Consider the following 25260-nt stretch of genomic DNA (forward strand, 5'->3'; position numbering starts at 1 on the left):
CCCCGGGCGGCGGCCGTGTCGGCGGCGCCTGGCAGTCTCGGGAGCGTGACCGCCCCTTCCTCCCCCGAGGCGCCGTGGCCGGTCCGGACCGTCGCGCGCAAGGTCGCCGAGTGGATCGGCCGGCTCGGTGAGGTGTGGGTCGAGGGCCAGGTGGCGCAGCTGTCGCGGCGGGGCATGTCGAGCACGGTCTTCCTCACGCTGCGCGACCCGGCCGCCGACCTGTCCATCCCGGTCACCTGCGGCCGCGACGTCGCCGACCGCCCCGGCCTGGAGCTGACCGAGGGCGCCCGGGTGATCGTCCGCGCGCGGCCCGACTACTACATCGCCCGCGGCTCGTTCTCGCTGCGCGCCACCGAGATCCGCGCGGTCGGCCTCGGCGAGCTCCTCGCCCGCATCGAGCGCATCCGCCGGCTGCTGGCCGCCGAGGGGCTCTTCGACGCCGTCCGCAAGCGGCCGCTGCCGTTCGCGCCGGCGGTCGTCGGGGTGGTCACCGGCCGGGAGAGCGCCGCCGAGCGCGACGTCCTCGTGACCGCCCGGCGCCGGTGGCCGGCGGTCCGGTTCGCCGTCGAGCACTGCCTCGTGCAGGGCCCCATGGCCGCGGCGTCGGTCATCGACGGCCTGCAGCGCCTCGACCGCGACCCCGAGGTCGAGGTCATCGTCATCGCCCGCGGTGGCGGCTCGGTCGAGGACCTGCTGCCGTTCTCCGACGAGGGGCTGGTGCGGGCGATCGCCGCCTGCCGCACCCCGGTGGTCACCGCCGTCGGGCACGAGACCGACACGACGCTGGTCGACCACGTCGCCGACGTCCGCGCCGCGACCCCCACCGACGCCGCGCACCGGATCGTGCCCGAGATCGGCGAGCAGCGGCGCCTGGTGGACGGCCTGCGCGCCCGCGCCCGGCACCTGCTCTCGACCCGCCTCGAGCAGCAGGAGCGCTGGCTGGAGTCGGTGCGCAGCCGCCCGGTGCTGGCCGCGCCCGAGCGGCTGCTGCACGGCCGGGCCGACGACGTCGCCGCGCTGCGCGGCCGCGCCCTGCGCACGGTCAGCCACCGGGTCGAGGGCGCCGAGCGCGACCTCGAGCACGCCCGCGCCCGGGTGGCCGCCCTCTCCCCCGCCGCCACGCTGCAGCGCGGCTACGCCGTCGTGCAGCGCGCCGACGGCGCCCTCGTGCGCGAGCCCGGTGCGGTGCAGGACGGCGAACTGCTCAGCGTGCGGGTGGCCGGCGGCCGGCTGCCGGTGCGCGTGGACCGCAGCACCGATCAGGAGGAACCGGCGTGAGCACCCCCGAGCCGACCCAGACCTACGAGCAGGCCCGCGAGGAGCTCGCCGAGGTCGTGCGCAAGCTGGAGGCCGGCGGGCTCACGCTGGAGGAGTCGCTCGCGCTCTGGGAGCGCGGCGAGGCGCTGGCCGAGCTGTGCCAGCACTGGCTGGACCGCGCCCGCGAGCGGCTGGCCGCGGCGCAGCCGAAAGAGGCTCAATCGGAGTAGGGCGCCACCGCCGCGGCCACCGTCTCCAGCTCGTCCTCCGACGCCGAGCCGGTGACGACCACGGTCACCCCGTCGGCCTGGCGGCTGAGCACGGTCTCGACGTCGCGGTTCTGCGGCCGCGTCGAGCGGGTCCAGGTCTCGCCGCCGATCTGCACGCTGCCCTGCTCCTCGGCGTCGGCGAGCACGGCGGTCAGCGCGTCGGCGCGCGGGTCGCCGCTCACCACGAACCCGGCGAACTCGTCGGACGGGGTCACGTAGCCGAGCTCCAGGGTGACCGCGTCGCCCTCCCCCGCCTCCCCGGCGTCGGTGCGCGCGCTGGTGGGCCGGTACTCCGCGGGCAGCCCGGTGGGCACGACCAGCGGGTAGCCGGCCCGGTTGGCCGCGAGGGCGATCGTGCTCGACGGGTCGATCGGCTTGACCGGGTTCTCGTCGGGGCCCTGCCGGAACGACTGCCAGGCGACGAGCGCCAGCACGATCACCACCAGCGGCGCCAGCGAGCGGAGCATGTTGGCGAACGACTGCCGCCGCGCGCGCTCCAGCCGCGGGTCGGGCGCCGCGGGCAGCTCGTCGGCGGATCGCTGGTCGGTCGGGCCTGCAGGCATGCACCTAGGATCGCAGCACCCGGTGGTCGATCCCTGGAGGTCCCGTGTCGCTGCCCGACTCACTGACGCCGCGCGCCGGAGCGGGCTTCCGCACCGACCGCCCCGCGCCCGACCGCAACCTGGCCCTCGAGCTGGTCCGCGTCACCGAGGCGGCCGCGATGGCCGCCGGCCGGTGGGTCGGCCGGGGCGACAAGAACGGCGGGGACGGCGCCGCGGTCGACGCGATGCGGGCGCTGATCGGCACGGTGAGCATGAACGGCACCGTGGTCATCGGCGAGGGCGAGAAGGACCAGGCGCCCATGCTCTACAACGGCGAGCAGGTCGGCGACGGCCAGGGCCCGGAGTGCGACGTCGCGGTCGACCCGATCGACGGCACCACGCTCATGGCCAAGGGCATGCCCAACGCCATCGCCGTCATGGCCGTGGCCGAGCGGGGCGCGATGTACGACCCGTCGGCGGTCTTCTACATGGAGAAGATCGCCACCGGTCCCCAGGCCGCCGACGTCGTCGACATCACCGCGCCGGTCGCCGAGAACATCCGCCGCGTCGCCAAGGCCAAGCACTGCTCCACCGGCGACGTCACCGTCTGCATCCTCGACCGCCCCCGCCACGAGAAGCTCGTGCAGGAGGTCCGCGAGGCCGGCGCCCGCATCAAGTTCATCACCGACGGCGACGTCGCCGGGGCGATCGCCGCCGCCCGCGAGGGCACCGGCGTCGACCTGCTCATGGGCATCGGCGGCACCCCGGAGGGGATCATCGCCGCCTGCGCGCTCAAGTGCATGGGCGGCTCGCTGCAGGGCAGGCTCTGGCCCAAGGACGACGACGAGCGGCAGAAGGCCCTCGACGCCGGCCACGACCTCGACCGCGTGCTGCACATCGACGACCTGGTCCGCGGCGACGTCTTCTTCGTGGCCACCGGCATCACCGACGGCGAGCTGCTGCGCGGCGTGCAGTACCGGGCCGGCGGGTGCACCACGCAGTCGCTGGTCATGCGCTCGCGGTCGGGCACCATCCGGCAGATCGACAGCCTGCACTCGCTGGCGAAGCTGCGCGCCTACTCGGCGGTGCAGTTCGACGCGGCGCCGGCGGAGGGCTGACCCCCCTCAGAGCACCGCGAACACGACCACCGCGGCCGCGGCGAGCAGCACGAGCACCAGCACGAGCAGCAGCACCGGCGCCCGGCTGCGCGTGCGCGGCGCCGGGGCGGACGCCTGCCCGCGGGCCGGGGGCGGCGGCGGGAGACCGACCGGCAGGGGCCCGCTCGGGTGCGGCTCGGCGGCCCGCGTCCCGACCGGGCCCGGCGCGGACACCGCCCGGGCATCGGGCCTGCTGACCGGGCCCAGCGGCGGGGCCGACGGGGACCGGGGCGGCGGCGCGGAGAAGTCGATCCTCGACCCCCGGGGAGCGTCGCGCGCGGCCGGCGGCGCCGGCGTCCGCGCGGCCGGGGGCGCCGGTTTCCGCGCGGCCGGGGGGCGCTGCTGCGGCAGCGCCGACGTCGGCGGCTCGTCCGGCAGGCCGGGGTCGGAGAAGCCGAGCGTCCGGCCCACGACGGGGCGGGGCTGGATCGACGTCGGCGGCGCCTGCGGAACGACCGGCTGCGGCCGCGACCCGAGCGCCTTGCGCGCCGCGCTCGCGAACTGGCCGGCGGACTCCCAGCGCTGCTCCGGGTCCTTCGCCAGCCCCCGCCGGACGACGTCGTCCAGGGCGCGCGGCACCCCCGGGCGCAGCGACGACGGCGCCGGCGGCTCGGTGTAGAGGTGGGCGTACATGAGGGTGGCCAGGCCGTCGCCGACCATGGGGACCCGGCCGGTGAGGCACTCGAAGAGCACGCAGGCCAGCGAGTAGACGTCGATGCGGGCGTCGATCGGCTGCTCGAGGAACCGCTCCGGCGCCATGTACTCCAGCGAGCCCAGGGCGGCGCCCGCCGTGGTCAGCCGGGGCCCGGCGCTGTCGTCGAGGGCGCGGGCGATGCCGAAGTCGACGAGGTAGACGAAGTCGTCCTCGCCCTCCTCGGTCAGCAGGATGTTCGACGGCTTCACGTCGCGGTGCACCAGGCCGTCGGCGTGCGCGGCGTCGAGGGCGTGCGCGACCTGGCTGATGATCCGCACCGCCCGGTGGGCCGGCATCGGGCCCTCCCGCGTGAGCACCTCCTGCACGTCGCGCCCCGGCACCAGGCGCATGTCCAGGAACAGCCGACCGTCGATCTCGCCGTAGCGGTGGATGGGCACGATGTGCGGCTCGTTGAGGCGCGCGGCGAGGTGGGCCTCGCGGCGGAACCGCTCGCGGTAGCCGCGGTCGGCGGCCAGCGCGCGGGAGAGGACCTTGAGGGCGACGACGCGGTCGTGCTCGGTGTCGTAGGCGCGGTAGACCTCGCCCATGCCGCCCCGGCCCAGCAGGGCCTCGAGGCGGTAGACGCCGAACTGTTCGCTGTCCACGGGCGACCCCCAACGTGCCGCCGGCGGGCGCTCCGCGGAGCCGTCACCCGGTGCGGTCGGCGCGGAGTCTAGGCACGCCGCGACGGGCGGACTAGCGGCTCGCGCACCGCACCCCGCCCGTTCCGACACGGAGCGACCCGCCGCCTGCTGCGCGTGACGACGGACCGTCCGGACGACCGACGGCCCGGCTCCTCGGGCGAGGAACCGGGCCGTCGGACGGGCGCGGGAGGGTCAACCCGGGAAGGCGTCCGTGCAGTACTGGCCGGTGCCCTCGGGCTGCCGGCCGGCGCAGGTGTCGGCGTAGCGCGCGTAGGCCTCCAGGCTCGGGTCTTGCGACGTGCCCGCGTAGAGCAGGTCACAGGAGGGCATGCTGCCGTCGTAGCAGTCTTGGGCCAGCGTGTTCCAGGTCGGGTCGGTGCCAAGACCAGTGGGCTCGACCGTGGGCGACGGGATGTCGCCGCTGGGAGCGTCGGAGGTCGTCGTCTCCTCCGACGTCGTCTCCTCGCTAGTGGTTGATTCTTCGCTGGAGGACGTCGTCGGGGTGGCGTCCTCGCTCGACGAGCTCGTGGTCGTGGCGGTGCTGGAGCTCGCCGTCGTGCTCGGGTCGTCGTCGTCCCCACCGAGGAAGAGGATCAGCGCCACCACGATGCCGGCGACCACGAGGACGCCGGCCACGATGAGGGCGATGAGGCCGCCCTTGCCCTTCTGCGGCTGCTGGCCGTAGCCGGGCTGGCCGTACGGCTGCTGCCCGTACTGCGGCTGCTGGCCGTACGGCTGCTGTCCGTAGCCCTGCTGGCCGTAGGGCTGCTGCTGGCCGTACTCGGGCTGCTGCCCGTACTGCGGCTGCTGGCCGTACTGCTGGCCCGGCTGCCCGTACTGCGGCTGCTGCCCGTAGCCCTGCTGGCCGGGCTGGCCCGGCGGCGGGTACTGCCCGGCCGGCGGGAACTGCGTGGTCTCGTCGCGCTGACCACCGGGCGTCTGGCCGGCGCCGGTGGACCCGAACTGCTGGGTCGGCTCGTCCTGGGGCGACGACCCGCCCCAGCCCTGCTGCCCCGGCTGCCGACCCGAGGGGTCGTTGCCGCCCGGCGGCGGGTACGGCGGCTGTGACATGGTCTTTCGCTCCTCGAGTTGCGGTGGTGGCGGGGCTGAGCGTAGCCGCGCCTCAGTCCAGTTCCGTGCAGGAGACGACGGTGTACTCCTTCACCCGTCCCCCGCAGGTGGTGGCGTACGACTCGTAGTCCGACAGGGGCGGCGACTCGTGGTACAGGTCGTCGCAGGCCTGCAGCTCCCCGGCGAAGCAGTCCGCCGCGTAGGCGTTCAGCACCGGGTCGGGGCCCGGCTCCGGCGGGACCGGGGGCGACTGCTCGACCGGGCCGACGGCGCCGTAGTCCTCCATCGGCAGCCCGCCGAACGCCCACTCGTCCAGCGAGCGCGTCATGCCCTCGCCGACGGACTCGCCGATCTCCTCGCCGAGGCCCTGGGCCATCTCGCGGCCGATGTCCTCGGCGGCGGAGAGGAAGACGGCGCTGACGAGGACCGCGGCGCCCACCGCCCCGGCGACGGCGCACCCGACGCCGAGCAGCACCGGGGTGGGCTTCCAGCGGTACGACGTGGCCGGCGGGAGCACCGGCTGTCCGGCCGGCGGGGTCCAGGACGGCTGCGCCGTCCAGTACGGCGTGCCCGGCGGGGCCCACGCCGGCGTCGTCCCCAGGCCCGGGTCGACGACGTCCCAGGCGGGCTGCGGGTGCTGCGGGTCGGACATCGGGGGCCTCTCGTGCGGGCTCGGGTCCGGCGGAGCGTAGGTCGGCGGGGCGCCGGAACCCGGCAGCGCCGCACGACCCGGCCGGACCCGACGTCACCGCCGACCGCGGGGCCGCTCGCACCCCACCGGCCCCAGGCGTCAGTCGTCCTCGAGCTGCGTGCAGTACGGCACGGCGTAGGGCGCCACCCGCCCGCCGCAGGTGATCCCGTACCGCTCGTAGTCCGACATCGGGTCGGACAGCTGGTACAGGTCGTCGCACGCGTCGAGCAGGCCGTCGTGGCAGCGCTGCGCGTACCCGTCGAGCCCGGGGTCGTCGCCCAGCCCCGCGGGGGAGGACGGCGGGGACGTCGACACCGCCGTCCCGCCCAGGTCGGAGCACGCGTACACCTCGTAGGCCTTCACCCGGCCACCGCAGGTCAGTCCGTACTGCTCGTAGGCCGACCCCGACGGCGAGCGCGCGTAGAGCTCGTCGCAGGCGTGCATGGTCCCGTCGTGGCAGGCCTGCGCCCGCTCGTCGAGGTACGGGTCGTCGCCCAGGCCGGTCGGCGCGGCCGGCTCCCCCGTCGCCACCGCGCCCGGGGAGAAGAGCTCGTCGCCCTGCGCGGCACCGAGCTGGCGGGCGCCCACCACCACGGCGACGAGGACGGCGACCGCGAGCACCGAGCCGACGACCACCCACACGACGGTCGCGCGGCTGCGCCGCGGCGGCGGGCCCGGCACCCCGCCGGACCAGGGGTCCCAGGGGGGCGGCCCGTGGCCGTAGGGGGACGGCGGCGGCCAGGGTCCCGGCTGCGGCGGGTACGGCGGCTGGGACATGGCTCCTCCGGGGGCGGGCGGTCCGGCGGAGGGTAGGCGCTCGCCCGCGGCGGCCGGGCGGAGCCGGGCCGGAGCGAGACCGAACGGGGATCTAGGGTCGCTCCCGGAGCACAGTCCCCACCGACACCATCCGGGAGCGAGCGTGTCCGCAGAGCAGGACGGCACGGAGTACCGCATCGAGCACGACTCCATGGGCGAGGTCCGGGTCCCGGCCTGGGCCAAGTGGCGGGCGCAGACCCAGCGGGCCGTCGAGAACTTCCCGATCTCGGGCACCCGCATCGAGCGCGAGCTGATCGGTGCGCTGGCCGCCATCAAGGGCGCCGCGGCCACCGTCAACGCCGAGCTCGGGGTCCTCGACAAGGACGTCGCCGGGGCCATCCGCGACGCGGCGGCCGAGGTGGCGAGCGGGAGCTGGGACGACCACTTCCCCATCGACGTCTTCCAGACCGGCTCGGGGACGTCGAGCAACATGAACACCAACGAGGTCATCGCCACGCTGGCGACCGAGGCGCTGGGCCGGTCGGTGCACCCGAACGACCACGTCAACGCCTCGCAGTCGTCCAACGACGTGTTCCCGTCGGCGATCCACGTCGCCACCACGCGCGCCATCGTGCGCGACCTGGTGCCGGCGCTGCGGCACCTGGAGGCCTCGCTGTCGCGCAAGGCCACCGAGTTCGCCGAGGTGGTCAAGAGCGGCCGCACCCATCTCATGGACGCCACCCCGGTGACGCTGGGCCAGGAGTTCGGCGGCTACGCGGCGGCGGTCCGCTACGGCGTCGAGCGGCTGGAGGCCTCGCTGCCCCGCATCGGCGAGCTGCCGCTGGGCGGGACCGCCGTCGGCACCGGGATCAACACCCCGCCCGGGTTCGCCGCGGCGATCATCGACTCGCTGGCCGCCGACCTCGACCTGCCGCTGACCGAGGCGCGCGACCACTTCGAGGCGCAGAGCTCGCGCGACGGGCTGGTGGAGGCCTCCGGCCAGCTGCGGACCATCGCCGTCGGGCTGACCAAGATCGCCAACGACCTGCGGTGGATGGGCTCGGGCCCGCGCACCGGCCTGGGCGAGATCTTCCTGCCCGACCTGCAGCCGGGCAGCTCGATCATGCCGGGCAAGGTGAACCCGGTGATCCCCGAGGCGACGATCCAGGTGGCCGCCCAGGTGATCGGCAACGACGCCGCCGTCGCCTTCGCCGGCACGACCGGCAACTTCGAGCTCAACGTGACGCTGCCGCTGATGGCCCGCAACGTGCTGGAGTCGATCCGGCTGCTGGCCAACGTCAGCCGGCTGCTGGCCGACCGGTGCGTCGACGGCATCACCGCCAACGTGGAGCGCTGCCGCGAGCTGGCCGAGTCCTCCCCCTCGATCGTCACGCCGCTGAACAAGTACATCGGCTACGAGGAGGCGGCCAAGGTCGCCAAGCAGTCGCTGGCCGAGCGCAAGACGATCCGCCAGGTCGTGCTCGAGCGCGGCTACGTCGAGCAGGGCAAGCTCAGCGAGCAGCAGCTCGACGAGGCCCTCGACGTCCTGTCGATGACCCATCCGTGACGCGCACGGGGTGCGCGGCGCGCGTCGCGCACCCCGCTGCCGGGCCCGGGGCGGGCGGGGCGGATGTGGTGCCGGACGGCGCGTCCCCCGTCGAGCACGATGACGGTCGGCAACCGGGTTGGCACACTTCGTGATGTGAGCGTGACGAATCAGCAGGAGCTGGAACGGCTCGAGTTCATCGCCACGGACGGTCTGTACAACACCGGCCCGATGCCGACCAGCCTGCGCTACTTCGCCGGCATCCTCCGCCGGCACTGGCGGGGCTCCCGCTGCCTGGAGCTCGGCCCGGCGGAGGGGATCGTCACGGAAGAACTGGCCGAGGCGTTCGCCGAGCTCACCGTCGTGGACGGGTCGAGCACGTTCTGCCGGGAGCTGTCGGCGCGGTTCCCCGGCGTTACGGTGGTCAACGCGCTGTTCGAGGAGTTCACCCCGGCGCACCGGTTCGACACGGTGGTCCTCGGGCACGTGCTGGAGCACGTGCTGGACCCGGTCGGCCTGCTGGTGCGGATCCGGGACTGGGTCGCTCCAGGCGGCGTCGTGCTCGCCACGGTGCCGAACGCGCACAGCCTGCACCGCCAGGCCGCCGTGCTCATGGGGCTGCTGCCGGTGGAGCACGCCCTGAACGAGACCGACCACCGCTTCGGGCACCGCCGGGTGTACGACCCGGCCGGCCTGCGTGCCGACTTCGCGGCGGCGGGCTGGACCGTCGCGCACACCGGCGGGTACTGGCTCAAGCCGGTGTCCAACGCGCAGATCGCCGAGCAGTGGAGCCCCGAGATGCTCGACGCCTTCCTGCGGCTGGGCGAGCGCTACCCCGACTCGGCAGCGGAGATCTATGTCGTCGCCGAGCCGTGACGCCGTGCTGGAGCAGTCGCTCCAGCGCCTGGACTGGCAGCCGGTCGTGCTCGCCGAGTCCCCTCGCCGGCTGGACCTGCTCCCGTTGACGCCCTCCTGGCCGACCCGGGAGCTGCGCGTCCGCGTCCACCGCAACACCGCGTTCGAGTACGTCGCCTCGCTGCTGCCCCCGTTCCTCGCGTACGCCGGCCTCTGCGCCACGTTCGAGCACAGCGACTACGACGACTCGCTCAGCGGCGCCGCCCTCGACGGCTCGGCCGCCGACGTCGAGCTGGTCTGGCTCGACTTCGACCGCTACCGCGAGACCGACCCGGCGGCGCTGGCCGACTGGCTCGTCGAGCGCCTCCGGGCGCTGCGCGCGCGGACCCTCGCCCCGCTCCTGGTCGCGGACCGGCCGGGCTCCGACGAGGCCGCGGCGGCGTTCAACCGACGGCTCGAGCAGCGCCGCCACGAGATGCCCGGCCTGGCCGTCGCGGACCTGTCCGCTGTCGCCCGGCGGGTGGGTGACGCCTTCGTCGACCCGCGGACGCGGGCCGTCGCCGGCACCGGCATGAGCGCGCGCGCCGCCGTCCTTGTGGCGCAGCGGATGGGGCTGCGCTGGCTGCCCGCGCTCGTCGCTCCGCGGATCAAGGCGCTCGCCGTGGACCTGGACATGACGCTGTACGAGGGCGTGCTCGGCGAGGACGGGCCGGACGGCGTCGTGCTCACCCCGGGGCACCGCGACCTCCAGCGCTCGTTGCGCGATCTCCGGGAGGAGGGCGTCCTCCTCGCCCTCGTGTCCCGCAACGAGCCCCGCGACGTCGAGGCCCTCTTCGCCACGCGCACCGACTTCCCCCTCCGGCTGGAGGACTTCTCGGCACGGGCGATCGGTTGGGGGGCCAAGAGCGAGGGCGTGGCTGCGGCGGCGACCGAGCTGCGGATCTCGCCCGAGGCGGTCGTGTTCGTCGACGACAACGCCGGTGAGCTCGCCGAGGTCTCCGCCGGCACGCGCATCGGCGGGCTGGTCCACGCCGCGGACCCCGAGCGGACGGCCACCGCGCTGTCCCTGTTCCCCGGCCTGCACGGTCACCCGCGCACCGAGGAGGACGCGTTGCGCGCCGCCGACCTGGCGGCGGACGCCGAGCGGGTCCAGCTCGCCGACGGCGATCCCGCCGCGTACCTGCGCTCCCTGCGGGTCCGCCTGGACCTGTCGTTGGACCGCGCCGACCACCTGCCCCGGATGGCGGCGCTCGCGGCCAAGACCAACCAGTTCAACGCGGCACTGCGGCGCACCGGTGAGGCCGAGCTGGCGAGCTGGCTGGAGGGCGGGGACGTCCACGTGGTCACGGCCGCGCTCGGCGACCGGTTGTCCGGCAGCGGCGTCGTCGCCCTGGTGGCCGGCCGGCGGGGAGCCGACGGCGGGGTCCTGGTCGAGGAGCTGTGCGTGAGCTGCCGCGCACTCGGGCGCGGCATCGAGGACGTGCTGCTGGCCGCCGCCGTCGGCCGGCTGATGGAGGAGTTCGACGCCGTCACCGCGGCCGTGGCCTACCGGCCGGGTCCGCGCAACGAGCCCGCCCGCGCGTGGCTGGCCGCGCACAGCGGCGCGCCGGTCGCGACGCCGGGTGAGGTCCTCCTCCCGTGGGACCCGACGGCGTGCAGGAAGATGGTCGACGACGCTCCGGTCACCGTGAGCTGGGAGGAAGAGGGATGACCCGCCAGGACGTCGAGCAGCAGGTGCACGAGGTGCTCGCGCTGGTGCTCAAGCTGCCGAGCCCCCCGGACGCGCCCGTCGCCCGGGCCGAGGTGCCCGAGTGGGACTCGCTGGCGCACATCGAGATCATCTACGCCGTCGAGGAGAGCCTCGGCATCACCTTCACCGAGCAGGAGATGGCCGCGCTGGACGGCTCGGCCGCGATCACCGAGGCGGCGGAGCGGCACCTTGCTGCATGACCTCCACCTGGAGGGCATCGCATTCCGCCTGCGCCCGGTCGCGGTGACCGACGCCGCGACGATCGTGGACCTGCGGCGCGACCCGAGCCGCTCCCGGTACCTGCACGCGACCGACCCCTCGGTGGCGGCGCAGGTCAGCTGGCTGGAGGACTACTTCCGGCGCGAGGGCGACTACTACTGGGCGGTCGACCGGCTCGCCGACGGCTCCACCGAGGGCTTCGTGGGCATCTACGACGTCGCCGGCGGCGAGGCGGAGTGGGGCCGCTGGGTGCTGCGGCCGGGGTCCCTGGCGGCGCCGGAGAGCGCCTGGCTGCTCCACGAGGCCGGCTTCACGCTGCTGGGCCTGGACTCGCTGATCTCCCGCACCCTGGCCGAGAACCGGGCGGTCGTCGCCTTCCACGCCCGGTCCGGCGCCGAGACCGTGCGCACCATCCCGGCCCACACGGAGGTCGACGGCGTGCCGCAGGACGCGGTGGAGGCCCGCATGACGCGGGCGCGCTGGGCGACCGCCGGTCCGGCCCTGCGCGCGTCGGCCGAGCGGACGGCGGCGCTGCTGGGCCGCACGGGCGCGCGCTAACGCCTCCGGGCGGCCGGGGCGCCGCGGGTGGTTCCCGAACGTGTCCCCTCGACGGCGAGGCCCGCGAGGGCGACTACGGGGTCGCGGCGGGGCACGCCGAGGCCCTCGCCCCCACGCGCGTGCCTGGAAGTCCTCGACCCCTACATCACCCAGGGCGCGGTGGTCGCCTTCGACGAGGTGGCGCACCCGGGCTGGCCCGGGGAGACCGTGGCCCTGCGGGAGGTCCAGGGGCTCCACCGCGTGCGCCTGCAGCGGACCTTGTACGCCGGCGCACCGTCGTTCTCCGTCGCGGAGTGACCGGGCGCCCCCTGGTCAGCGCTGGAGCAGCTCCACCAGGCTCCGCGTCCGGAGCATGGCGAACGCGACCGGCCGGCCGTCGAACGCCACGGCCGCCGCGGGCGGCGAGACCACCCGGTGCCCGGCCCGCCCGAGCTGCGCGAGCGCGCCGTCGAGGTCGTCGGTCTCGTAGCAGACGTGGTACATCCGCACCCCGCGCTGCAGCCAGTCCAGCAGCGGCGACCGCTCGTCCAGGGGCTCGAGCAGCTCGACCCGGAACGGCCCGAGGGTCCGGAACGCCCCGCGCACGCGCTGGTGGGGGTCCTCGAAGACCGCGCCCTCGGGCCGGAACCCCAGGAGGGCGTGCGCCGCCGTCTCTGCGGCGAGGTCGCGGCAGGCCAGTCCGACGTGGTGGAAGGTCAGCCCAGGGAGCGGCGGGACGGCGGGGGCGGTCACCGGACCGCCTCGCCGCCGACGGCGGCCGACGCCTCCTCCCACAGCGGCGAGGTCAGGATGAGCTCCAGCTCGTCGAGCACCTCGGGCTGCGGCGGCAGCTCGGCCTCGATCGCCGGCCCGTCCGACGAGGGACGCCGGAGGTCGATGTTGAGGTCCCCGCAGTCCTCGGTGGTGAGGCCGTTCACCGCCAGGACGGGCTGCAGGGCGGCGACGCTCCGCGCCCCGGACCCGTCGTCCTCCGCGGCGAGGGGCAGGCTCACCGTGAGCTCGGGGTGCTCCTGGGCGAGCTGTACGAGCCGCGCCGTCCAGGCGGGGTGGTCCTCCCAGCCGGGCGCCACGCGCACCGACATCCGGCGCTGCCCGCGGTCCTGGCCGGCCACGAAGAGGTCGCCGCGCATGCGGCCGTCCATCTGCGGCCCGAGGGCCGCGCCGAACGCGGCAGGCTCCGGCGCCGACCGCCCCCCGAGGGTGAAGGGCAGCAGGGTGCTGCCGTACGCCGTGTCGACCACCGGCCGCGGGTACTCCGCCAGGTCGGCGACCGGGACCTCGCGCACCTGCCGGTACACCCGCTCCAGGGCCTCGTCCCAGCCGGCTCCGGCGTGCGCCGCCAGCACGTCGGACCGCACCTGCTCGCCGCGCTTGCGGCGCAGCTCCGGGTCCTCGACGAGCGCGCGGAGGGCCGCCACGTACTCGTCCTGCGCGGTGTGGGCGTACCCGGTGTCCGCGAGTCCCGGCGCATCGGTGCAGAAGAGCTGGGCGTACCCCTGGTGCAGCTGCAGGCTGAGAGGAGGCAGACCCGCGGCGGCGGCTTCGAGGGTCGAGGTGATGCTGCCGCACGGGAAGGAGTCGAGGTAGACGTCCATGCCGGGGTACAGGGTCTCCACGCCCTCCACCAGGCCCAGGGGGAACACCCGTCCCGGGAAGGTGGACGCCAGGCGCCCCCAGGCGCCGTCCGCCGTCGGTCCGGCCAGGACCACCACCAGCTCCGGGATCCGGATCAGCAGGCGGCCGACGAGCGAGTCGAACCCCTGCCCCCAGATCGGCGCCATCTTCATCGCGCTGGCGACCGACACCGCGGCGACCTGGTCGGGTCGCAGCCGGAACTGCTCCCGGACGGCGCTGCGCGTCGAGCCCCCCGCGGCCGGTTCGACGGGCAGGGGGAGCACGGCGAGCCGCTCGTCCGGCACCCCACGCAGCTCTCGGCTGACGCGGCGCCCGATCGCCCGGTTGTCGACCACGATGTCGGCCGCCCCGAGCCCGAGCCAGAACGTGTGGTCGGCGTGGTTCTCGAGGACGATCGGCGGGCGTGCCCCCGGCAGGCTCGCGGCCGCCAGCGCCACGGCGTCGTACGGGTGGACGTGGAGCACCACGGTGCCGACGCCGTCCATCAGCGCCCGCAGCACGCGCGCCCGGGCCGTGAGATCGGGGTACCCCTCGCGCAGGTGATAGACGCGGCCTCCCGAGCGCGCGACCGCCTCCTGCAGGTTCGCCGGCACGGGGCCGTGCTGCATCGTCAGCGCGACGTCGGCCGGGCGCGGGTCGCGCTCGATCCACCGCCAGGCCAGCCGGGTGTGGCCGCCGACGGCGTACCCCTCGGTCAGGACGTGCAGGACCCGGCCGTCCTCCCGCTGCCGGTCGACCCGGACGGCGCCGTCATCCCGCACCGCGTCCCGGACCAGCCGCTCGAGCTCCGGATCGGCCAGCGCACCGGTCGGCGCGTTGTAGGCGAAGTTGGCCGCCACGGTGGCGGTGCGCAGGACGCGTTCCACGTCCCCGCGGCGCGCGTGGCTGCGGACCGCGGCCACGATCTGCTCGTAGGTCTGCCGGTTGTCCTGCAAGCGGTGGTCGGAACCGGTCGCTGCCTGCATCAGGTCGAGCTCCATCGTCGTCGCGGGCGCAGCACGTCGTCCCCGCAGCCGGACGGGGCGGCGGTACGCGCTGGGTGGTGCCCTCCCGGCGGACCCCCGTGGGGAAGCCACCGGACACGAGGGGTGCGGCGGCGAGAGTAGTGGAGCAGCCGCGCCGCACCGGGCAGGTCCGACGGGTCGGCGGAGCGGCCGGCGCAGCAGCCGCACCAGCCACACGCGGGTCTCCACGTAGCGTCGGACCGGGCCGTCGCGCCCACCATCCCCTCCCCCCGGTGAGGTCCCAGGAGCCATGCCCGTCCCCTTCAACGAGACCGCGCGCGAGTACCGCGACCTCCAGCCGCAGCTCGAGGAGGCGGCGCTGGCCGTCCTGCGCGGCGGGCACTACGTGCACGGCGACCAGCACGCCGCCTTCGAGCGCGACCTCGCCGGCTTCCTGGGCGCGCCGCACGCCGTCGGCGTGGCCAACGGCACGGACGCGCTCGAGATCTCGCTGCGCGCGGTGGGCGTCGGCGCGGGCCGCGAGGTGGTGACCGCCGGCAACGCCGGCGGCTACGCCGCGGCGGCCGCCCGCGCCACTGGCGCCGACGTGGTCGTCGCCGACGTCGACCGCGGCAGTCTGCTGCTCGACGCCGCCAGCGCCGCGGCGGCGTGCACGGAGCGCACGGCAGCCGTGGTCGTCACCCACCTCTACGGGCGCGCGGCCGACGTCGCGGCGCTGCGCGCGGTGCTGCCGGACCACGTCGCGATCGTCGAGGACTGCGCGCAGGCCGTCGGGGCCGCGACCCCGGCCGGGCGGTGCGGGACGCTCGGGGACGTCGGCACCTTCAGCTTCTACCCCACCAAGAACCTCGGGGCCCTCGGTGACGGCGGCGCGGTGACCTGCCGCGACGCCGGCACGGCCGAGCGGGTCCGGGCGCTGCGTCAGTACGGGTGGTCGCAGCGCTACGTCGTCGGCACGCCCGGCGGCCGCAACTCCCGGCTCGACGAGCTGCAGGCGGCTCTGCTGCGCGTCAAGCTGCCGCACGTGGACCGGTGGAACGCTCGCCGGCGCGCGATCGTGGCCGCCTACGCCGAGGCCGCGGCGGGCACCGCTCTCGAAGTGCCCGCCTCGGCGCCGGGCGACGTGGGCCACCTGGCGGTCGGACGGCACCCGCGGCGCGACGAGCTCGCCGCCCGGCTGGCGGAGCTCGGCGTCGCGACCGCCGTCCACTACCCCGTGGCCGACCACCTGCAGCCGGCGCTGGGCGCCCGGGTGGGCCCGACGGGGGCCGCGGAGGTCGAGCGCGCCTGCGCCGACGTCGTCTCGCTGCCCTGCTTCGCCTACCTCACCGACGCCGAGGTGGAGCAGGTCTGCGACGCCGTCCGGCGTGCGGCCTGACCGGTGCCCGCGCTGGAGAGCTTCCACAAGAACCCGCGCCACCGTCGGCAACCCCTGCGCCCCGTCCTGCCCGGAGAAACGGGATCCGTCCGGTTCCATGGAGGGATGTCGGTCGACACCCTCCCGGTCCACGCCCGTACCGAACGGCGGACACTGCCCTGGGGACGCCGGGCGTCGGACCGGAACTGGCCCGAGGGCGGCGCCGCGCTCGGCTGCCGCATCATCGAGCTGCCGCGCATCACCGACCCCCGCGGGAACCTCACCTTCGTCGAGGGCGCCCGGCACGTCCCCTTCGACGTGCGGCGGGTGTTCTACCTCTACGACGTCCCCGGCGGTGAGGCCCGCGGGGCCCACGCGCACCGTGAGCTCGAGCAGCTCGTCATCGCCGTCTCGGGCAGCTTCGACGTGGTCGTCGACGACGGGACCGACTGCGAGCGGTTCACGCTCAACCGCTCCTACTACGGCCTCTACCTGCCGACGATGGTCTGGGCCCACCTGGAGAACTTCTCCAGCGGCAGCGTCAGCCTGGTTCTCGCCTCGCAGGAGTACGACGAGGCCGACTACTACCGCGACTACGACGAGTTCCTCCGGGCCAAGACCGCCCTGCGGGGGCGGACGACGGCGGGCTGAGCGTCACTACTTCCGCCGAGCGGGAGGGCGAGGCCGCGCGACGGCCGCCGGAGCAGTAGCGTCCGGTGCTGATGAGCGAGACAGATGTAGCCCTGCGCTACCCCGGTGGAGAACTGCCCCTGCCCGTCGTGCCCTCCACCGAGGGCTCGGACGGCATCGACACGAGCAAGCTGCTGTCGACGACCGGCCAGGTCGCGCTCGACATCGGCTTCGTCAACACGGCGTCGTGCACGTCGGCGATCACCTACATCGACGGTGACGCCGGCATCCTGCGCTACCGCGGCTACCCGATCGACCAGCTCGCGGAGAAGTCGAACTTCCTCGAGGTCAGCTACCTGCTGATCTACGGCGAGCTGCCCACGGCCGACCAGCTCGCGGAGTTCGACCAGCGGATCCGGCGGCACACGCTGCTGCACGAGGACCTGAAGATGTTCTTCAACGGGTTCCCGCGCGACGCGCACCCCATGCCGGTCCTCTCCTCGGCGGTCAGCGCGCTGTCGACCTTCTACCAGGACTCGCACGACCCGTTCAACGCCGAGCAGGTCGAGCTGTCGACGATCCGGCTGCTGGCCAAGCTGCCCACGATCGCCGCCTACGCCTACAAGAAGTCGGTGGGGCAGCCGTTCCTGTACCCCGACAACTCCTGCGGGCTGGTCGAGAACTTCCTGCGCATGACGTTCGGCTTTCCCGCCGAGCCGTACGAGCAGGACCCGGAGCTGGTCAAGGCGCTGGACATGCTCTTCGTGCTGCACGCCGACCACGAGCAGAACTGCTCCACCTCGACGGTGCGGCTGGTGGGCTCCTCGCAGGCCAACCTGTTCGCCTCCGTCTCCGCCGGCATCAACGCGCTGTTCGGCCCGCTGCACGGCGGGGCCAACCAGTCGGTGCTGGAGATGCTCGAGGCGATCCAGAAGGACGGCGGCAACATCCCGCGCTTCGTCGAGCGGGTGAAGAACAAGGAGCCCGGCGTCAAGCTCATGGGCTTCGGCCACCGGGTCTACAAGAACTACGACCCGCGCGCGGCGATCGTGAAGAAGACCGCCGACTCGGTGCTCGACAAGCTGGGCGGCAACAACGAGCTGCTCGACCTGGCCCGGCAGCTGGAGGAGATCGCCCTCAACGACGACTACTTCATCCAGCGCAAGCTCTACCCGAACGTCGACTTCTACACCGGGCTGATCTACCGGGCGATGGGCTTCCCCACCCGGATGTTCACCGTGCTCTTCGCGCTCGGCCGGCTGCCCGGCTGGATCGCCCAGTGGCGGGAGATGATCAACGACCCGGCGACGAAGATCGGCCGGCCGCGGCAGGTCTACACCGGCGCGACCGAGCGCGACTACGTCGCCGTCGACGGCCGCTAGACGCACCACCTCCGCGGGGGGGGGGGGGGGGGGGGGGGGGGCGCCCGCCGCGCGCCCCGCCCCCGCCCCCCCCCCCCCCCCCCCCCCGCCCCCCCCCCCCCCCCCCCCCCCCCCCGCGGTGCGTCCACCCGGCGGTCCGCCGCTGGTCGGGGCCCTACGGTGGGGACGCACGCGCTTTCCTGGAGGACCGACCATGGCCGAGCAGCCCGCCGAGGACGTCCTCATGCTGCCTCCGATCCCGCTCGCCACCGGCAGCGTCGTCGAACCCGAGGACGACGGTCGCCCGGTCCGGATCACCAAGCTCGAGTTCGTCGTCTCCACCGAGGACGGCGGCGAGCTGCGCATCCCCCTCGTCCACCGGCACGGCGCCTGGTGGGCCCCCTGACGGTCACCTGATCGGGCGAACCGGCACCGGATTCACCCACCCCCCATGGGGTGAGCGCCCCTCCCCCACCCCTCGGGCGGCCCCCGCACCCCGTCGATGGACGGGCTGAGGCTCCGCTGCGCGCCGCAGCCGGGGCCGGCCAGTCCGGACGAGACCGCGGGGGGACGACGCAGTGCCTGGCACGCGCACGGCTCCGCCGTCCCGGACCCGCCCGGCCGCTCCCGCCGCCCGGCCGCCGCTGTCGGCCCGCGAGGCGGCGCTGCTGCGGCAGCTGCTCGACGAGCGCACCACGGCCGGGCAGCCCGTCGTCCGCCGGCCGGCGGTCCGCGGTCCCCAGGCCCGCGGCGCCCACGCCCGTGCCCGCGCCGCCCGCGCGGCGCGCAGGGAGCGGCGGCGGCTGGCCCGCCGGCGCTGGTCGCAGCGGATCTCCCTGACCGTCGGCGCGCTGACCGTGCCCGCCGTCCTCGCCCTCCTGCTGCCGACGACGCCCACCCCTGGTGCCGCCGGCACCTCCACCGACGCCACCTCGCTCGCGCTCGCCGCCCAGGCCACGCTGGTCGACGCCGCCGGCCGCTACCGGCAGCTGGAGCAGCAGGTCGCCCAGCGGCGCGACGAGCTGGCCGCCGCCGCGTCCGCGGCCGCCACCGCCCGTGCCGCCGCCGCCTCGGAGCAGGACGTCGTCGGCGCCGCGTCGGCCGACCTCTACCGCGCCTCGGCGACCGCCCGGTACCCCCTGCTGGGCCTCGACGTCGCGCACCCCGACGCCACCGCCGGCGTCCTCTACCGGCAGGCGCTCGCCGACCGCGCCGACGAGGACCTGCAGGGTTCGGTCGTGCGCGCCGAGCGGGCCGCCACCGCGGTCGCGGCCGCCGAGGAGGTCGTCGCGGGCGCCCGGGCCGGGCTGCGCGCCGCCGAGCGGACCGCCGCGGAGGCGCTGGCCGAGGTCCGCGAGACCACCGACGACCTGGCGCCGGAGGTCGCGCTCGGCCTGGCCGGCCTGACCACCGGCGGCGTGCAGCAGGACCGCGACGCCGCCGCGCTGCGCCGCTGGCAGGACTACCTCGCCGCGCTGGCGGCCGCCGGCATCGACCCTCCGTCGGCGCGCGAGCTGACCGACGGGGACGCGCTGCCCGCGGGCATGTCCCCCGCGCTCGACGCCGCCGGGCAGCCGATCCCCGGTGTGGCGTGGGCGGTCATCGGGAGCAGCCCGGTCACCGTGCTGCCGGCCGAGACCGTCGCCGCGGTCAGCTCCGCGCTGGCGCAGCTCGGCAAGCCCTACGTCCCCGGTGGCACCGGCCCCGACGCCTACGACTGCGGCGGCTTCACCGCCGCGACGTGGCTGCTCGCCGGCTACGCGCTGCCGTTGACGCCGGCCGCCCAGTGGGCGACCGGCGCCGCCGTGCCCGTGTCGGCCGTGCAGGTGGGCGACCTGGTGATCGGCGACGGCGGCCAGGACGTCGGCATCTACCTGGGCGCCGGCGAGGTCGTCGGCGCCTCCGCCGCCGGGCACACCGTCGCCGTCCGCTCCCTCGGCACCGCCGACACGGCCGTGCGCGTGACGCTGCCCGCGCCGGACTCGGCGAACCCGGCGCTGACGCCCGCCGCCGGCATGGGTGCCTGCGGTGCCCCGCTCCCCCCGCCGGGCGTGGTGGACCCCGCCTGGGGCGGCTTCGCGAACGGCCGCATCCCGCCGTCGTCGCTGTGCCGGCTGGGGATGGGCGGGCACGCGCTGCGCTGCGACGCCGCGGCGTCGTACGCCGCGCTGAGCGATGCCTTCCGGGCCGCGTTCGGCAGCCCGCTGTGCATCACCGACTCGTACCGGTCGTACGCCTCGCAGGTGGCGGCGTACCGCGCCAAGCCCCGGCTGGCGGCCTGGCCCGGCACGTCGAACCACGGCTGGGCGCTGGCGGTGGACCTCTGCGGCGGCATCAACGTCGCCGGGAGCCCGCAGTGGACGTGGATGCAGGCCAACGCCGGCCGGTTCGGCTTCGTCAACCCGCCGTGGGCGCAGCCGGGCGGCGAGAAGCCCGAGCCCTGGCACTGGGAGTACGGCAACCTCGGGTAGAGCACTCCCCGCTTTCGGCGCCGAAAGCGGTCATGACCAGGAGAGGTCGGGTAGGCGGCGCCAGGGCAGGATCACGCAGGCCTCGCCGGTCTCGCCGGCCAGGCGCGCGGCCACCCCGGGCTCGGCGCAGGCGACCGGCCGCCGCGGCGTCACGACCACGGTCATCTCGGTCAGCTCGAGACCGCCCGCGGCGGTGCGCGCCCGCAGCCGCTCCGGCTCCACGAGCCCGGCGGTGGCCAGCAGCGGTGCCGAGGCGTGCGACCACAGGCCGACCGGCCCCTCGGTGCGCAGGTCCAGCGCCACCTCGCCGGCCCGGCCGGCGGCGGCCGCGCGAGCGCGGCGCACCAGGCGGGCGTCGGCCGACGGCGACGGCGTCCACGGCACGAGCAGGTCCCCGCGGCGGACGGCGACCCGCCACGCGACGGCGGTCTCGGTCGCGTCGGTCCAGTCGAGGACGGCGATCCCGGTGGCGGTGGCGGCGGCATCGGGCACCGGCCGGTGCGCCACCCAGGTGGCGAGCGCCGCGGAGACGGCCTCGGGGGTGGCGCGCACCCCGGCGTCGGTCATGTCGGCGGCCAGGTCGGCGAGGTGCACGTGCAGGCGGCGCTCGTCCTCCTCGAGGACGACGGCGGAGCGTTCGACGGCCAGCCGCAGGCGGGCGGTGCGCAGGTGCGGCAGCACGGCCTCGGCGGCGTCGCGGAGGACGTCGACGCGCACGGGCTCCGGCCGCAACCGCTGCAGCAGGCCGAGCGACGAGCGTCCGAAGGGGCTCTCCCCCATCAGGCGGGGACTCCGGAGAGCACCGCCCGCAGCTCGTCGGAGAGCGCCGGCACGGCGAGCACCCCGGCCAGCTCCTCGGCCGACAGCCGCACCGGCAGCACGTCGGCCTCCCAGCCGGTCGCCCGCCGCACGCGGTCGGCCGAGGCCGGCCACACCGCGTCGCGCGCCGCGGCCACGTGCAGCTCGGTCAGCACGTCCTGCAGCCGGATCGCGGCCACCGGGTGCAGCTGGGCACCGGCGATCTCCTCGTGCAGCACGGCGGCCAGCTGGTCGCGGTGCCGCGCCGTCAGCCAGTGCGGAACCAGGACCTGCGGCAGCGGGTCCCCGTGGATCGCGGTCACCGCTGTCCCTCCCCGTGTCGGCCCGGCGCCCCGGCCGCTGTGCGGCGGCTGGGAGTCGGGCGCGGTGTCACACGTTGGATATCGGCAGCGCGGAGGCTGGATGGACCCTAGTCACGGGCTGTTTCCCACAGAGTCGACCGGCACGGTTCGGCGGAACCGCTCAGGCCCGGGGAACGCGTCGACCCACCTGGCCGGACGGCGAGGTGGGTCGACGGCGGCGGCGGACCGTCAGTCGGCGAGCTCCGCGAGGCGCCGCTTGAGCGCCTTCTCCACCCGGTCGGCGTAGACGTTCATGTTGCGCACCGAGGTGTTGAGGTCGTTCGACAGCTGCGTCTTCGTCTGGCCGCCCCACGTGGTGAGGTACCAGGTGGCCCAGCCGAGGACGTTGGGCTGGCCGGCGCGCTGGTCGCGGCGGGCCTCCGGGTCGGGCGCGCAGGCGGCGGTGAGCGCGTGCGAGAGCAGGGTCTGCTCCGCCTCGCCCATGATCTCGTCCGGCGCCTCGGAGGAGTCCGGCAGCAGCACCTCCGTGGTGTCCGGCCCGCCGTCGAGCGACTGCAGGTTGCGCAGCCCGTTGAGGGTGGCCACGGTCTGCGAGTTGCGGCGCAGGGTCTCCACGCTCTGGCCCATGTGGGCGGCGAGCTCCCGCTCGCTCGGCCGGCGCTGGTGCTCGGCGATGAACGCCGCGATCGCCTTCTGCTGCTTGTGCTCGGTGTCGGCGGCGGTCCGGCCGTGGGCGTTGCGGCCCAGGTCGTGCACCCACTTGGACAGCTGGGTGGCCAGGAAGGCGCCGAACGGGACGCCCTTGGACTCGTCGTACTGGCTGACCGCCTTGAGCACCCACTCGTAGACCTGCTGGCCGAGGTCGTCGGGGTCGGGCAGGTGCAGCCGGATGGTGCTCATGTTCCGCTGCAGCCGCTTGAGGCTGACCGGCCCGTAGTGCCGGCACAGGTCGGCGAGGAACGCCGGCGGCAGGTCGCGCGGCGCGCGGCGGCGGACGTCGGTCTCGGCGCGCAGGCCGACGGTGGTGGCGCCGTGCCGGGCGCACCACGCCTTGACCCAGTCGGCCAGCACCGACGCCGACCCGGGGGCGCCGTCCACGCGGTAGAGGCCGTCGCCCTGGTCGTAGCTGACCGTCACGCCGTCGGGCGCATCGGCCCGGAACTGGTCGAGGGGCAGCTCCCGGTCCACGCGGAAGTGCACCCGGTCGAGCGGGGAGATCGGCGCGAGCTCCCACCCCTCGGCCTCGGGGATGCCACCGAACACCAGGGGCGCGCGGGACGCGGCCGCACCGGATCGGGACTCGGACAGCGCACGGTCGGACACCGGGACTCCTCGAACTGCGGGGAAGACAGGAGAGGGGGAGGTCAGGCGGGGACGCGCTCGACGAGCGCGGCCTCGCGGGGCGCGGGCACGGCCGCGCCGGCGCCGCGGGCGGCGGTCTCGATCAGCGTCGCGGCCGCGGCGCGCTCCTCGGCGCCGGGCTCGGCGGTGTAGACCGGCATGTGGTCGTACAGCGACGTGAAGATCCCGCTGACGAAGGCGTAGGCCGCCTGCGCCTGCGGGGAGAACTTCGCGATGGCGGTGCGCGGGCCCAGCTCGACGCCGACGGTCAGCCGGACGACGCGGTCGTCCTTGCTGACGCCGGTGACGGCGAACGAGACCGACTCGTGCTCGGCCGCGAGCGCCGCGAGCGCCGCCAGGCACTTGCGGGTCGCTCCGCGGCGCGGGCGCAGCTGCACGTGCACCACCACGGTCTCGTTGTCGACCGTGGCTGCGTTGTTCGATGCAGTGCGTTGCATGGTGATCGCCCCCTGTTACGTGCCTGGGGGAAATCTGCCTCATGCCAGCCCGCAACACGGCACAAGACCTGCCGTGTCCCTCCCAGTTGTGAGGGGCCCGGTTCGGCAGGTCTTGCCCGTGTCGTGGGTGCCCGCGTCACCGACCGCGAACTCGCGGGCGAGGCCTGACAAATCTGCCGGGCCCCACCTGCGAGATCTGTCAGGCGGTCGGTGCCTTCGGCGCCGGTGCGGTCCCGTCGGCCGCCGGCTCGGCCGCGACGGCGGGCACGAACGCGGCCAGCGCCCCGAGGCTGTCGGCGGTCACCTGCGCGGCGAGGAGGTTGGCCTCGGCGATCTGCCGGTAGACCTCCTCGCGGTGGATCGGCACCTCGCGGGGGGCCTTGAAGCCCAGCCGGACCGTGCCGCCGCGGACCTCGACGACGTGCACCTCGATGTCGTCGCCGATGCGGATCGTCTCGCCGACGCTGCGCGTGAGAGTGAGCATCTGTTACCCCTCCATGGGTTGTGGTGGCCTCCTGGCGCGGGCGGTCCGGCAGGTGCGCACCGGCCGCCCAGCATCGTTATCGGCGCAGGGGACGCCGGATCGGATGCGTCGCGTCGGCGAGCACGACCTGGCGGGCGCGCCCGGCGACGGGGTTGACCACGACGGGAGCCCGGAGGTTCGCCGTGGCCGAGCCGACGTCCCCGCGGGGGACGGTCAGCAGGCAGTACAGCTGCGCGTCGGCCGGGTCCTCCAGGTCCAGCTCGGCGCGGACGGTCCGGGTCAGGACCGGGGCGTAGTCGGGGAAGAAGCGGGCCGCCGACGCGGCCAGGAACCGGGGGCCGTCGGGGGCGACGGACTGCAGCCAGAACAGCAGCCCGTCGGTGTCGGCACCGACGAGCACGTAGTCCCGGTAGCGCGGGAACCCGGGCATCGGCTCGGCCAGCGCGAGCACCGCGAGGGACGCCGGCCTGGTGGCAGCGGGCGACAACGTCATCGGGTCGGCCGTCCGCTCAGTGCAGGAAGTCGAGCAGGGTGGGCTGGATCGACTGCGCGGTGGCCTGCAGCGCGGCCTGGTAGTTGTTCTGCTGCATCTTGAGCTCCATGATCGTCTTCGGCAGGTCGACGTCCTCGGTGTCGGACAGCCGGCTCTTGAGGTTCAGCGCGGTGTCGACGTTCACCGCCGCCGCCGTCTCCATGCGGGTCGACCGCGTGCCGACGTCGGCGGCCGCCTCCAGCAGGCGGTCGAGCACCGCGTCGAGGTCGGCGACGTGGCCCTCCAGCGCCGTCTGGTCCCCGACGTCCGCCGCGATGTCCTCGACCACGGAGAACAGGTCCTTGCCCGTCGCGGGGTCGCCGAAGGCCTCCACGCCCGTGATGTCGACCCGGATCCTCTCGACGGCGGAGACCCGCCGCTCCAGCGGCTGCACCGGGATCCCGCCCGCGCCGCCGACCCCGACGTAGGCGCCGGTGGTGGTGTCGTAGGCCCTGTCCCCGCTGGTCACCCCGCCGAAGAGGGGCCGGCCCTGCACGACCTGGTTGGCCTGCTGCAGCATGCTCTGCCGGATGCCGCCGACCTCGGTCGAGATGGCCTCCAGCGACTGGTCGGTGCTCCCGCCCTCGTTGAGGGCCTGGACCGCGAGGTCCCGGACGCGACGGAGCTGGGTGAGCATGCTCTGCATCGCCGAGTCGGTGGCGTCGAGGAACGTCTTGCCGTCGGTGATGTTGCGGGTGAACTGGTCGTTGGCGCTGATCGCCTTGCGGGTGATCAGCGAGGTGTTCGTCCCGGTGGGCGAGTCCGACGGGCGGCTGATCGTCCGGCCGGACGTCAGCTGCTGGTTGAGCTTGTCGACGGCCAGCTGGTTGCTCGTCAGCCCCTGCAGGCTGGTCAGCACCATCGCGCGCTGGGTGATGCGCATCGTCATCGCCGGG

General features: G+C 75.2%; 28 protein-coding genes. 14 read left to right on the forward strand and 14 right to left on the reverse strand.

Features of this window, described 5'->3' with window-relative positions; genetic code table 11:
- Positions 1-45 precede the first annotated feature (45 nt).
- Positions 46-1278: an exodeoxyribonuclease VII large subunit gene (gene xseA, locus ACI797_RS22270; RefSeq protein WP_456861512.1), complete on the forward strand. Its 1233-nt coding sequence runs from the start codon at positions 46-48 to the stop codon at positions 1276-1278.
- Positions 1275-1487 carry an exodeoxyribonuclease VII small subunit gene (locus ACI797_RS22275; RefSeq protein WP_456861514.1) on the forward strand — a complete coding sequence of 71 codons (213 nt, stop codon included), beginning with the start codon at positions 1275-1277 and terminating at the stop codon, positions 1485-1487. The genes xseA and ACI797_RS22275 overlap by 4 nt, the downstream gene beginning before the upstream one ends.
- On the opposite strand, the gene ACI797_RS22280 is transcribed toward ACI797_RS22275, so the two are convergent.
- Positions 1475-2089 (reverse strand): DUF4245 domain-containing protein, encoded by a 615-nt coding sequence (locus tag ACI797_RS22280; RefSeq protein ID WP_456861516.1) that lies wholly within the window; start codon positions 2087-2089, stop codon positions 1475-1477. The two genes, ACI797_RS22275 and ACI797_RS22280, sit on opposite strands and share 13 nt — an antisense overlap.
- A 44-nt stretch (positions 2090-2133) precedes the next feature.
- On the opposite strand from ACI797_RS22280, the gene glpX reads away from it, so the two are divergent.
- Positions 2134-3186 carry a class II fructose-bisphosphatase gene (glpX, locus tag ACI797_RS22285; RefSeq protein WP_456861518.1) on the forward strand — a complete coding sequence of 351 codons (1053 nt, stop codon included), beginning with the start codon at positions 2134-2136 and terminating at the stop codon, positions 3184-3186.
- 6 nt (positions 3187-3192) lie between these two features.
- Here glpX and ACI797_RS22290 read toward each other — a convergent pair whose 3' ends face one another.
- The 4 genes from ACI797_RS22290 to ACI797_RS22305 form a co-directional block, all read right to left on the reverse strand.
- Positions 3193-4524 (reverse strand): serine/threonine-protein kinase, encoded by a 1332-nt coding sequence (locus tag ACI797_RS22290; RefSeq protein WP_456861522.1) that lies wholly within the window; start codon positions 4522-4524, stop codon positions 3193-3195.
- Between the two features lie 231 nt (positions 4525-4755).
- Positions 4756-5634 (reverse strand): hypothetical protein, encoded by an 879-nt coding sequence (locus tag ACI797_RS22295; RefSeq protein WP_456861524.1) that lies wholly within the window; start codon positions 5632-5634, stop codon positions 4756-4758.
- A gap of 52 nt (positions 5635-5686) precedes the next feature.
- Positions 5687-6286 (reverse strand): hypothetical protein, encoded by a 600-nt coding sequence (locus ACI797_RS22300; RefSeq protein ID WP_456861526.1) that lies wholly within the window; start codon positions 6284-6286, stop codon positions 5687-5689.
- Positions 6287-6424: 138 nt separating this feature from the next.
- Positions 6425-7102: a hypothetical protein gene (locus ACI797_RS22305; RefSeq protein ID WP_456861528.1), complete on the reverse strand. Its 678-nt coding sequence runs from the start codon at positions 7100-7102 to the stop codon at positions 6425-6427.
- A 142-nt stretch (positions 7103-7244) separates the two neighbouring features.
- Here ACI797_RS22305 and ACI797_RS22310 point away from each other — a divergent pair, with 142 nt between their 5' ends.
- The 6 genes from ACI797_RS22310 (at position 7245) to ACI797_RS22335 (ending at position 12306) form a co-directional block, all read left to right on the forward strand.
- Entirely contained in the window at positions 7245-8648 is a 1404-nt protein-coding gene (locus tag ACI797_RS22310) for a class II fumarate hydratase (RefSeq protein ID WP_456861530.1), read from the forward strand.
- Between the two features lie 135 nt (positions 8649-8783).
- Positions 8784-9503: a class I SAM-dependent methyltransferase gene (locus ACI797_RS22315; RefSeq protein WP_456861532.1), complete on the forward strand. Its 720-nt coding sequence runs from the start codon at positions 8784-8786 to the stop codon at positions 9501-9503.
- Entirely contained in the window at positions 9484-11193 is a 1710-nt protein-coding gene (locus tag ACI797_RS22320; protein WP_456861534.1) for an HAD-IIIC family phosphatase, read from the forward strand. Before ACI797_RS22315 ends, ACI797_RS22320 begins: the two co-directional genes overlap by 20 nt.
- On the forward strand, positions 11190-11432 hold the full coding sequence (locus ACI797_RS22325; RefSeq protein ID WP_456861536.1) for an acyl carrier protein: 243 nt from the start codon (positions 11190-11192) through the stop codon (positions 11430-11432). Before ACI797_RS22320 ends, ACI797_RS22325 begins: the two co-directional genes overlap by 4 nt.
- Positions 11422-12009 (forward strand): GNAT family N-acetyltransferase, encoded by a 588-nt coding sequence (locus tag ACI797_RS22330; protein WP_456861538.1) that lies wholly within the window; start codon positions 11422-11424, stop codon positions 12007-12009. The genes ACI797_RS22325 and ACI797_RS22330 overlap by 11 nt, the downstream gene beginning before the upstream one ends.
- Positions 12010-12168: 159 nt before the next feature.
- A complete protein-coding gene (locus ACI797_RS22335; protein ID WP_456861539.1) occupies positions 12169-12306 on the forward strand; it encodes a hypothetical protein in 138 nt (45 codons plus the stop codon).
- Between the two features lie 15 nt (positions 12307-12321).
- On the opposite strand, the gene ACI797_RS22340 is transcribed toward ACI797_RS22335, so the two are convergent.
- Both ACI797_RS22340 and ACI797_RS22345 read right to left on the reverse strand, forming a co-directional pair.
- Positions 12322-12741, reverse strand: a complete 420-nt coding sequence (locus tag ACI797_RS22340) for a VOC family protein (protein WP_456861540.1) — start codon at positions 12739-12741, stop codon at positions 12322-12324.
- Positions 12738-14609: a hypothetical protein gene (locus tag ACI797_RS22345; RefSeq protein ID WP_456861541.1), complete on the reverse strand. Its 1872-nt coding sequence runs from the start codon at positions 14607-14609 to the stop codon at positions 12738-12740. The genes ACI797_RS22340 and ACI797_RS22345 overlap by 4 nt, the downstream gene beginning before the upstream one ends.
- Positions 14610-14898: 289 nt before the next feature.
- On the opposite strand from ACI797_RS22345, the gene ACI797_RS22350 reads away from it, so the two are divergent.
- From ACI797_RS22350 to ACI797_RS22370, 5 genes are all read left to right on the forward strand, one after another.
- Positions 14899-15987 (forward strand): DegT/DnrJ/EryC1/StrS family aminotransferase, encoded by a 1089-nt coding sequence (locus ACI797_RS22350; protein ID WP_456861543.1) that lies wholly within the window; start codon positions 14899-14901, stop codon positions 15985-15987.
- Between the two features lie 105 nt (positions 15988-16092).
- Positions 16093-16617 carry a sugar 3,4-ketoisomerase gene (locus ACI797_RS22355; protein ID WP_456861545.1) on the forward strand — a complete coding sequence of 175 codons (525 nt, stop codon included), beginning with the start codon at positions 16093-16095 and terminating at the stop codon, positions 16615-16617.
- 71 nt (positions 16618-16688) lie between these two features.
- Positions 16689-17978: a citrate synthase gene (locus ACI797_RS22360; protein WP_456861547.1), complete on the forward strand. Its 1290-nt coding sequence runs from the start codon at positions 16689-16691 to the stop codon at positions 17976-17978.
- A gap of 193 nt (positions 17979-18171) precedes the next feature.
- Positions 18172-18363 carry a hypothetical protein gene (locus ACI797_RS22365; RefSeq protein ID WP_456540746.1) on the forward strand — a complete coding sequence of 64 codons (192 nt, stop codon included), beginning with the start codon at positions 18172-18174 and terminating at the stop codon, positions 18361-18363.
- Positions 18364-18535: 172 nt separating this feature from the next.
- On the forward strand, positions 18536-20428 hold the full coding sequence (locus ACI797_RS22370) for an NlpC/P60 family protein (RefSeq protein WP_456861549.1): 1893 nt from the start codon (positions 18536-18538) through the stop codon (positions 20426-20428).
- A gap of 30 nt (positions 20429-20458) precedes the next feature.
- Here the strand turns inward: ACI797_RS22370 and ACI797_RS22375 are convergent, their stop codons facing one another.
- The 7 genes from ACI797_RS22375 to flgL all read right to left on the reverse strand — a co-directional run bounded on the left by ACI797_RS22375 (position 20459) and on the right by flgL (position 25253).
- Positions 20459-21208 (reverse strand): hypothetical protein, encoded by a 750-nt coding sequence (locus ACI797_RS22375; protein ID WP_456861551.1) that lies wholly within the window; start codon positions 21206-21208, stop codon positions 20459-20461.
- Complete coding sequence (locus tag ACI797_RS22380) at positions 21208-21549, reverse strand: hypothetical protein (protein ID WP_456861553.1); 342 nt, start codon at positions 21547-21549, stop codon at positions 21208-21210. The genes ACI797_RS22375 and ACI797_RS22380 overlap by 1 nt, the downstream gene beginning before the upstream one ends.
- 228 nt (positions 21550-21777) lie before the next feature.
- Positions 21778-22872 (reverse strand): flagellar biosynthesis protein FliA, encoded by a 1095-nt coding sequence (locus ACI797_RS22385; protein WP_456861555.1) that lies wholly within the window; start codon positions 22870-22872, stop codon positions 21778-21780.
- Positions 22873-22913: 41 nt separating this feature from the next.
- Positions 22914-23348 (reverse strand): hypothetical protein, encoded by a 435-nt coding sequence (locus tag ACI797_RS22390; RefSeq protein WP_456861557.1) that lies wholly within the window; start codon positions 23346-23348, stop codon positions 22914-22916.
- Between the two features lie 199 nt (positions 23349-23547).
- A complete protein-coding gene (gene csrA / locus ACI797_RS22395; RefSeq protein WP_456861559.1) occupies positions 23548-23832 on the reverse strand; it encodes a carbon storage regulator CsrA in 285 nt (94 codons plus the stop codon).
- Between the two features lie 76 nt (positions 23833-23908).
- Positions 23909-24325 carry a flagellar assembly protein FliW gene (gene fliW, locus ACI797_RS22400; protein ID WP_456861560.1) on the reverse strand — a complete coding sequence of 139 codons (417 nt, stop codon included), beginning with the start codon at positions 24323-24325 and terminating at the stop codon, positions 23909-23911.
- A 16-nt stretch (positions 24326-24341) separates the two neighbouring features.
- On the reverse strand, positions 24342-25253 hold the full coding sequence (flgL, locus tag ACI797_RS22405; protein ID WP_456861562.1) for a flagellar hook-associated protein FlgL: 912 nt from the start codon (positions 25251-25253) through the stop codon (positions 24342-24344).
- Between the last annotated feature and the right edge of the window lie 7 nt (positions 25254-25260).

This window comes from Geodermatophilus sp. SYSU D00691 (genome assembly GCF_054050275.1).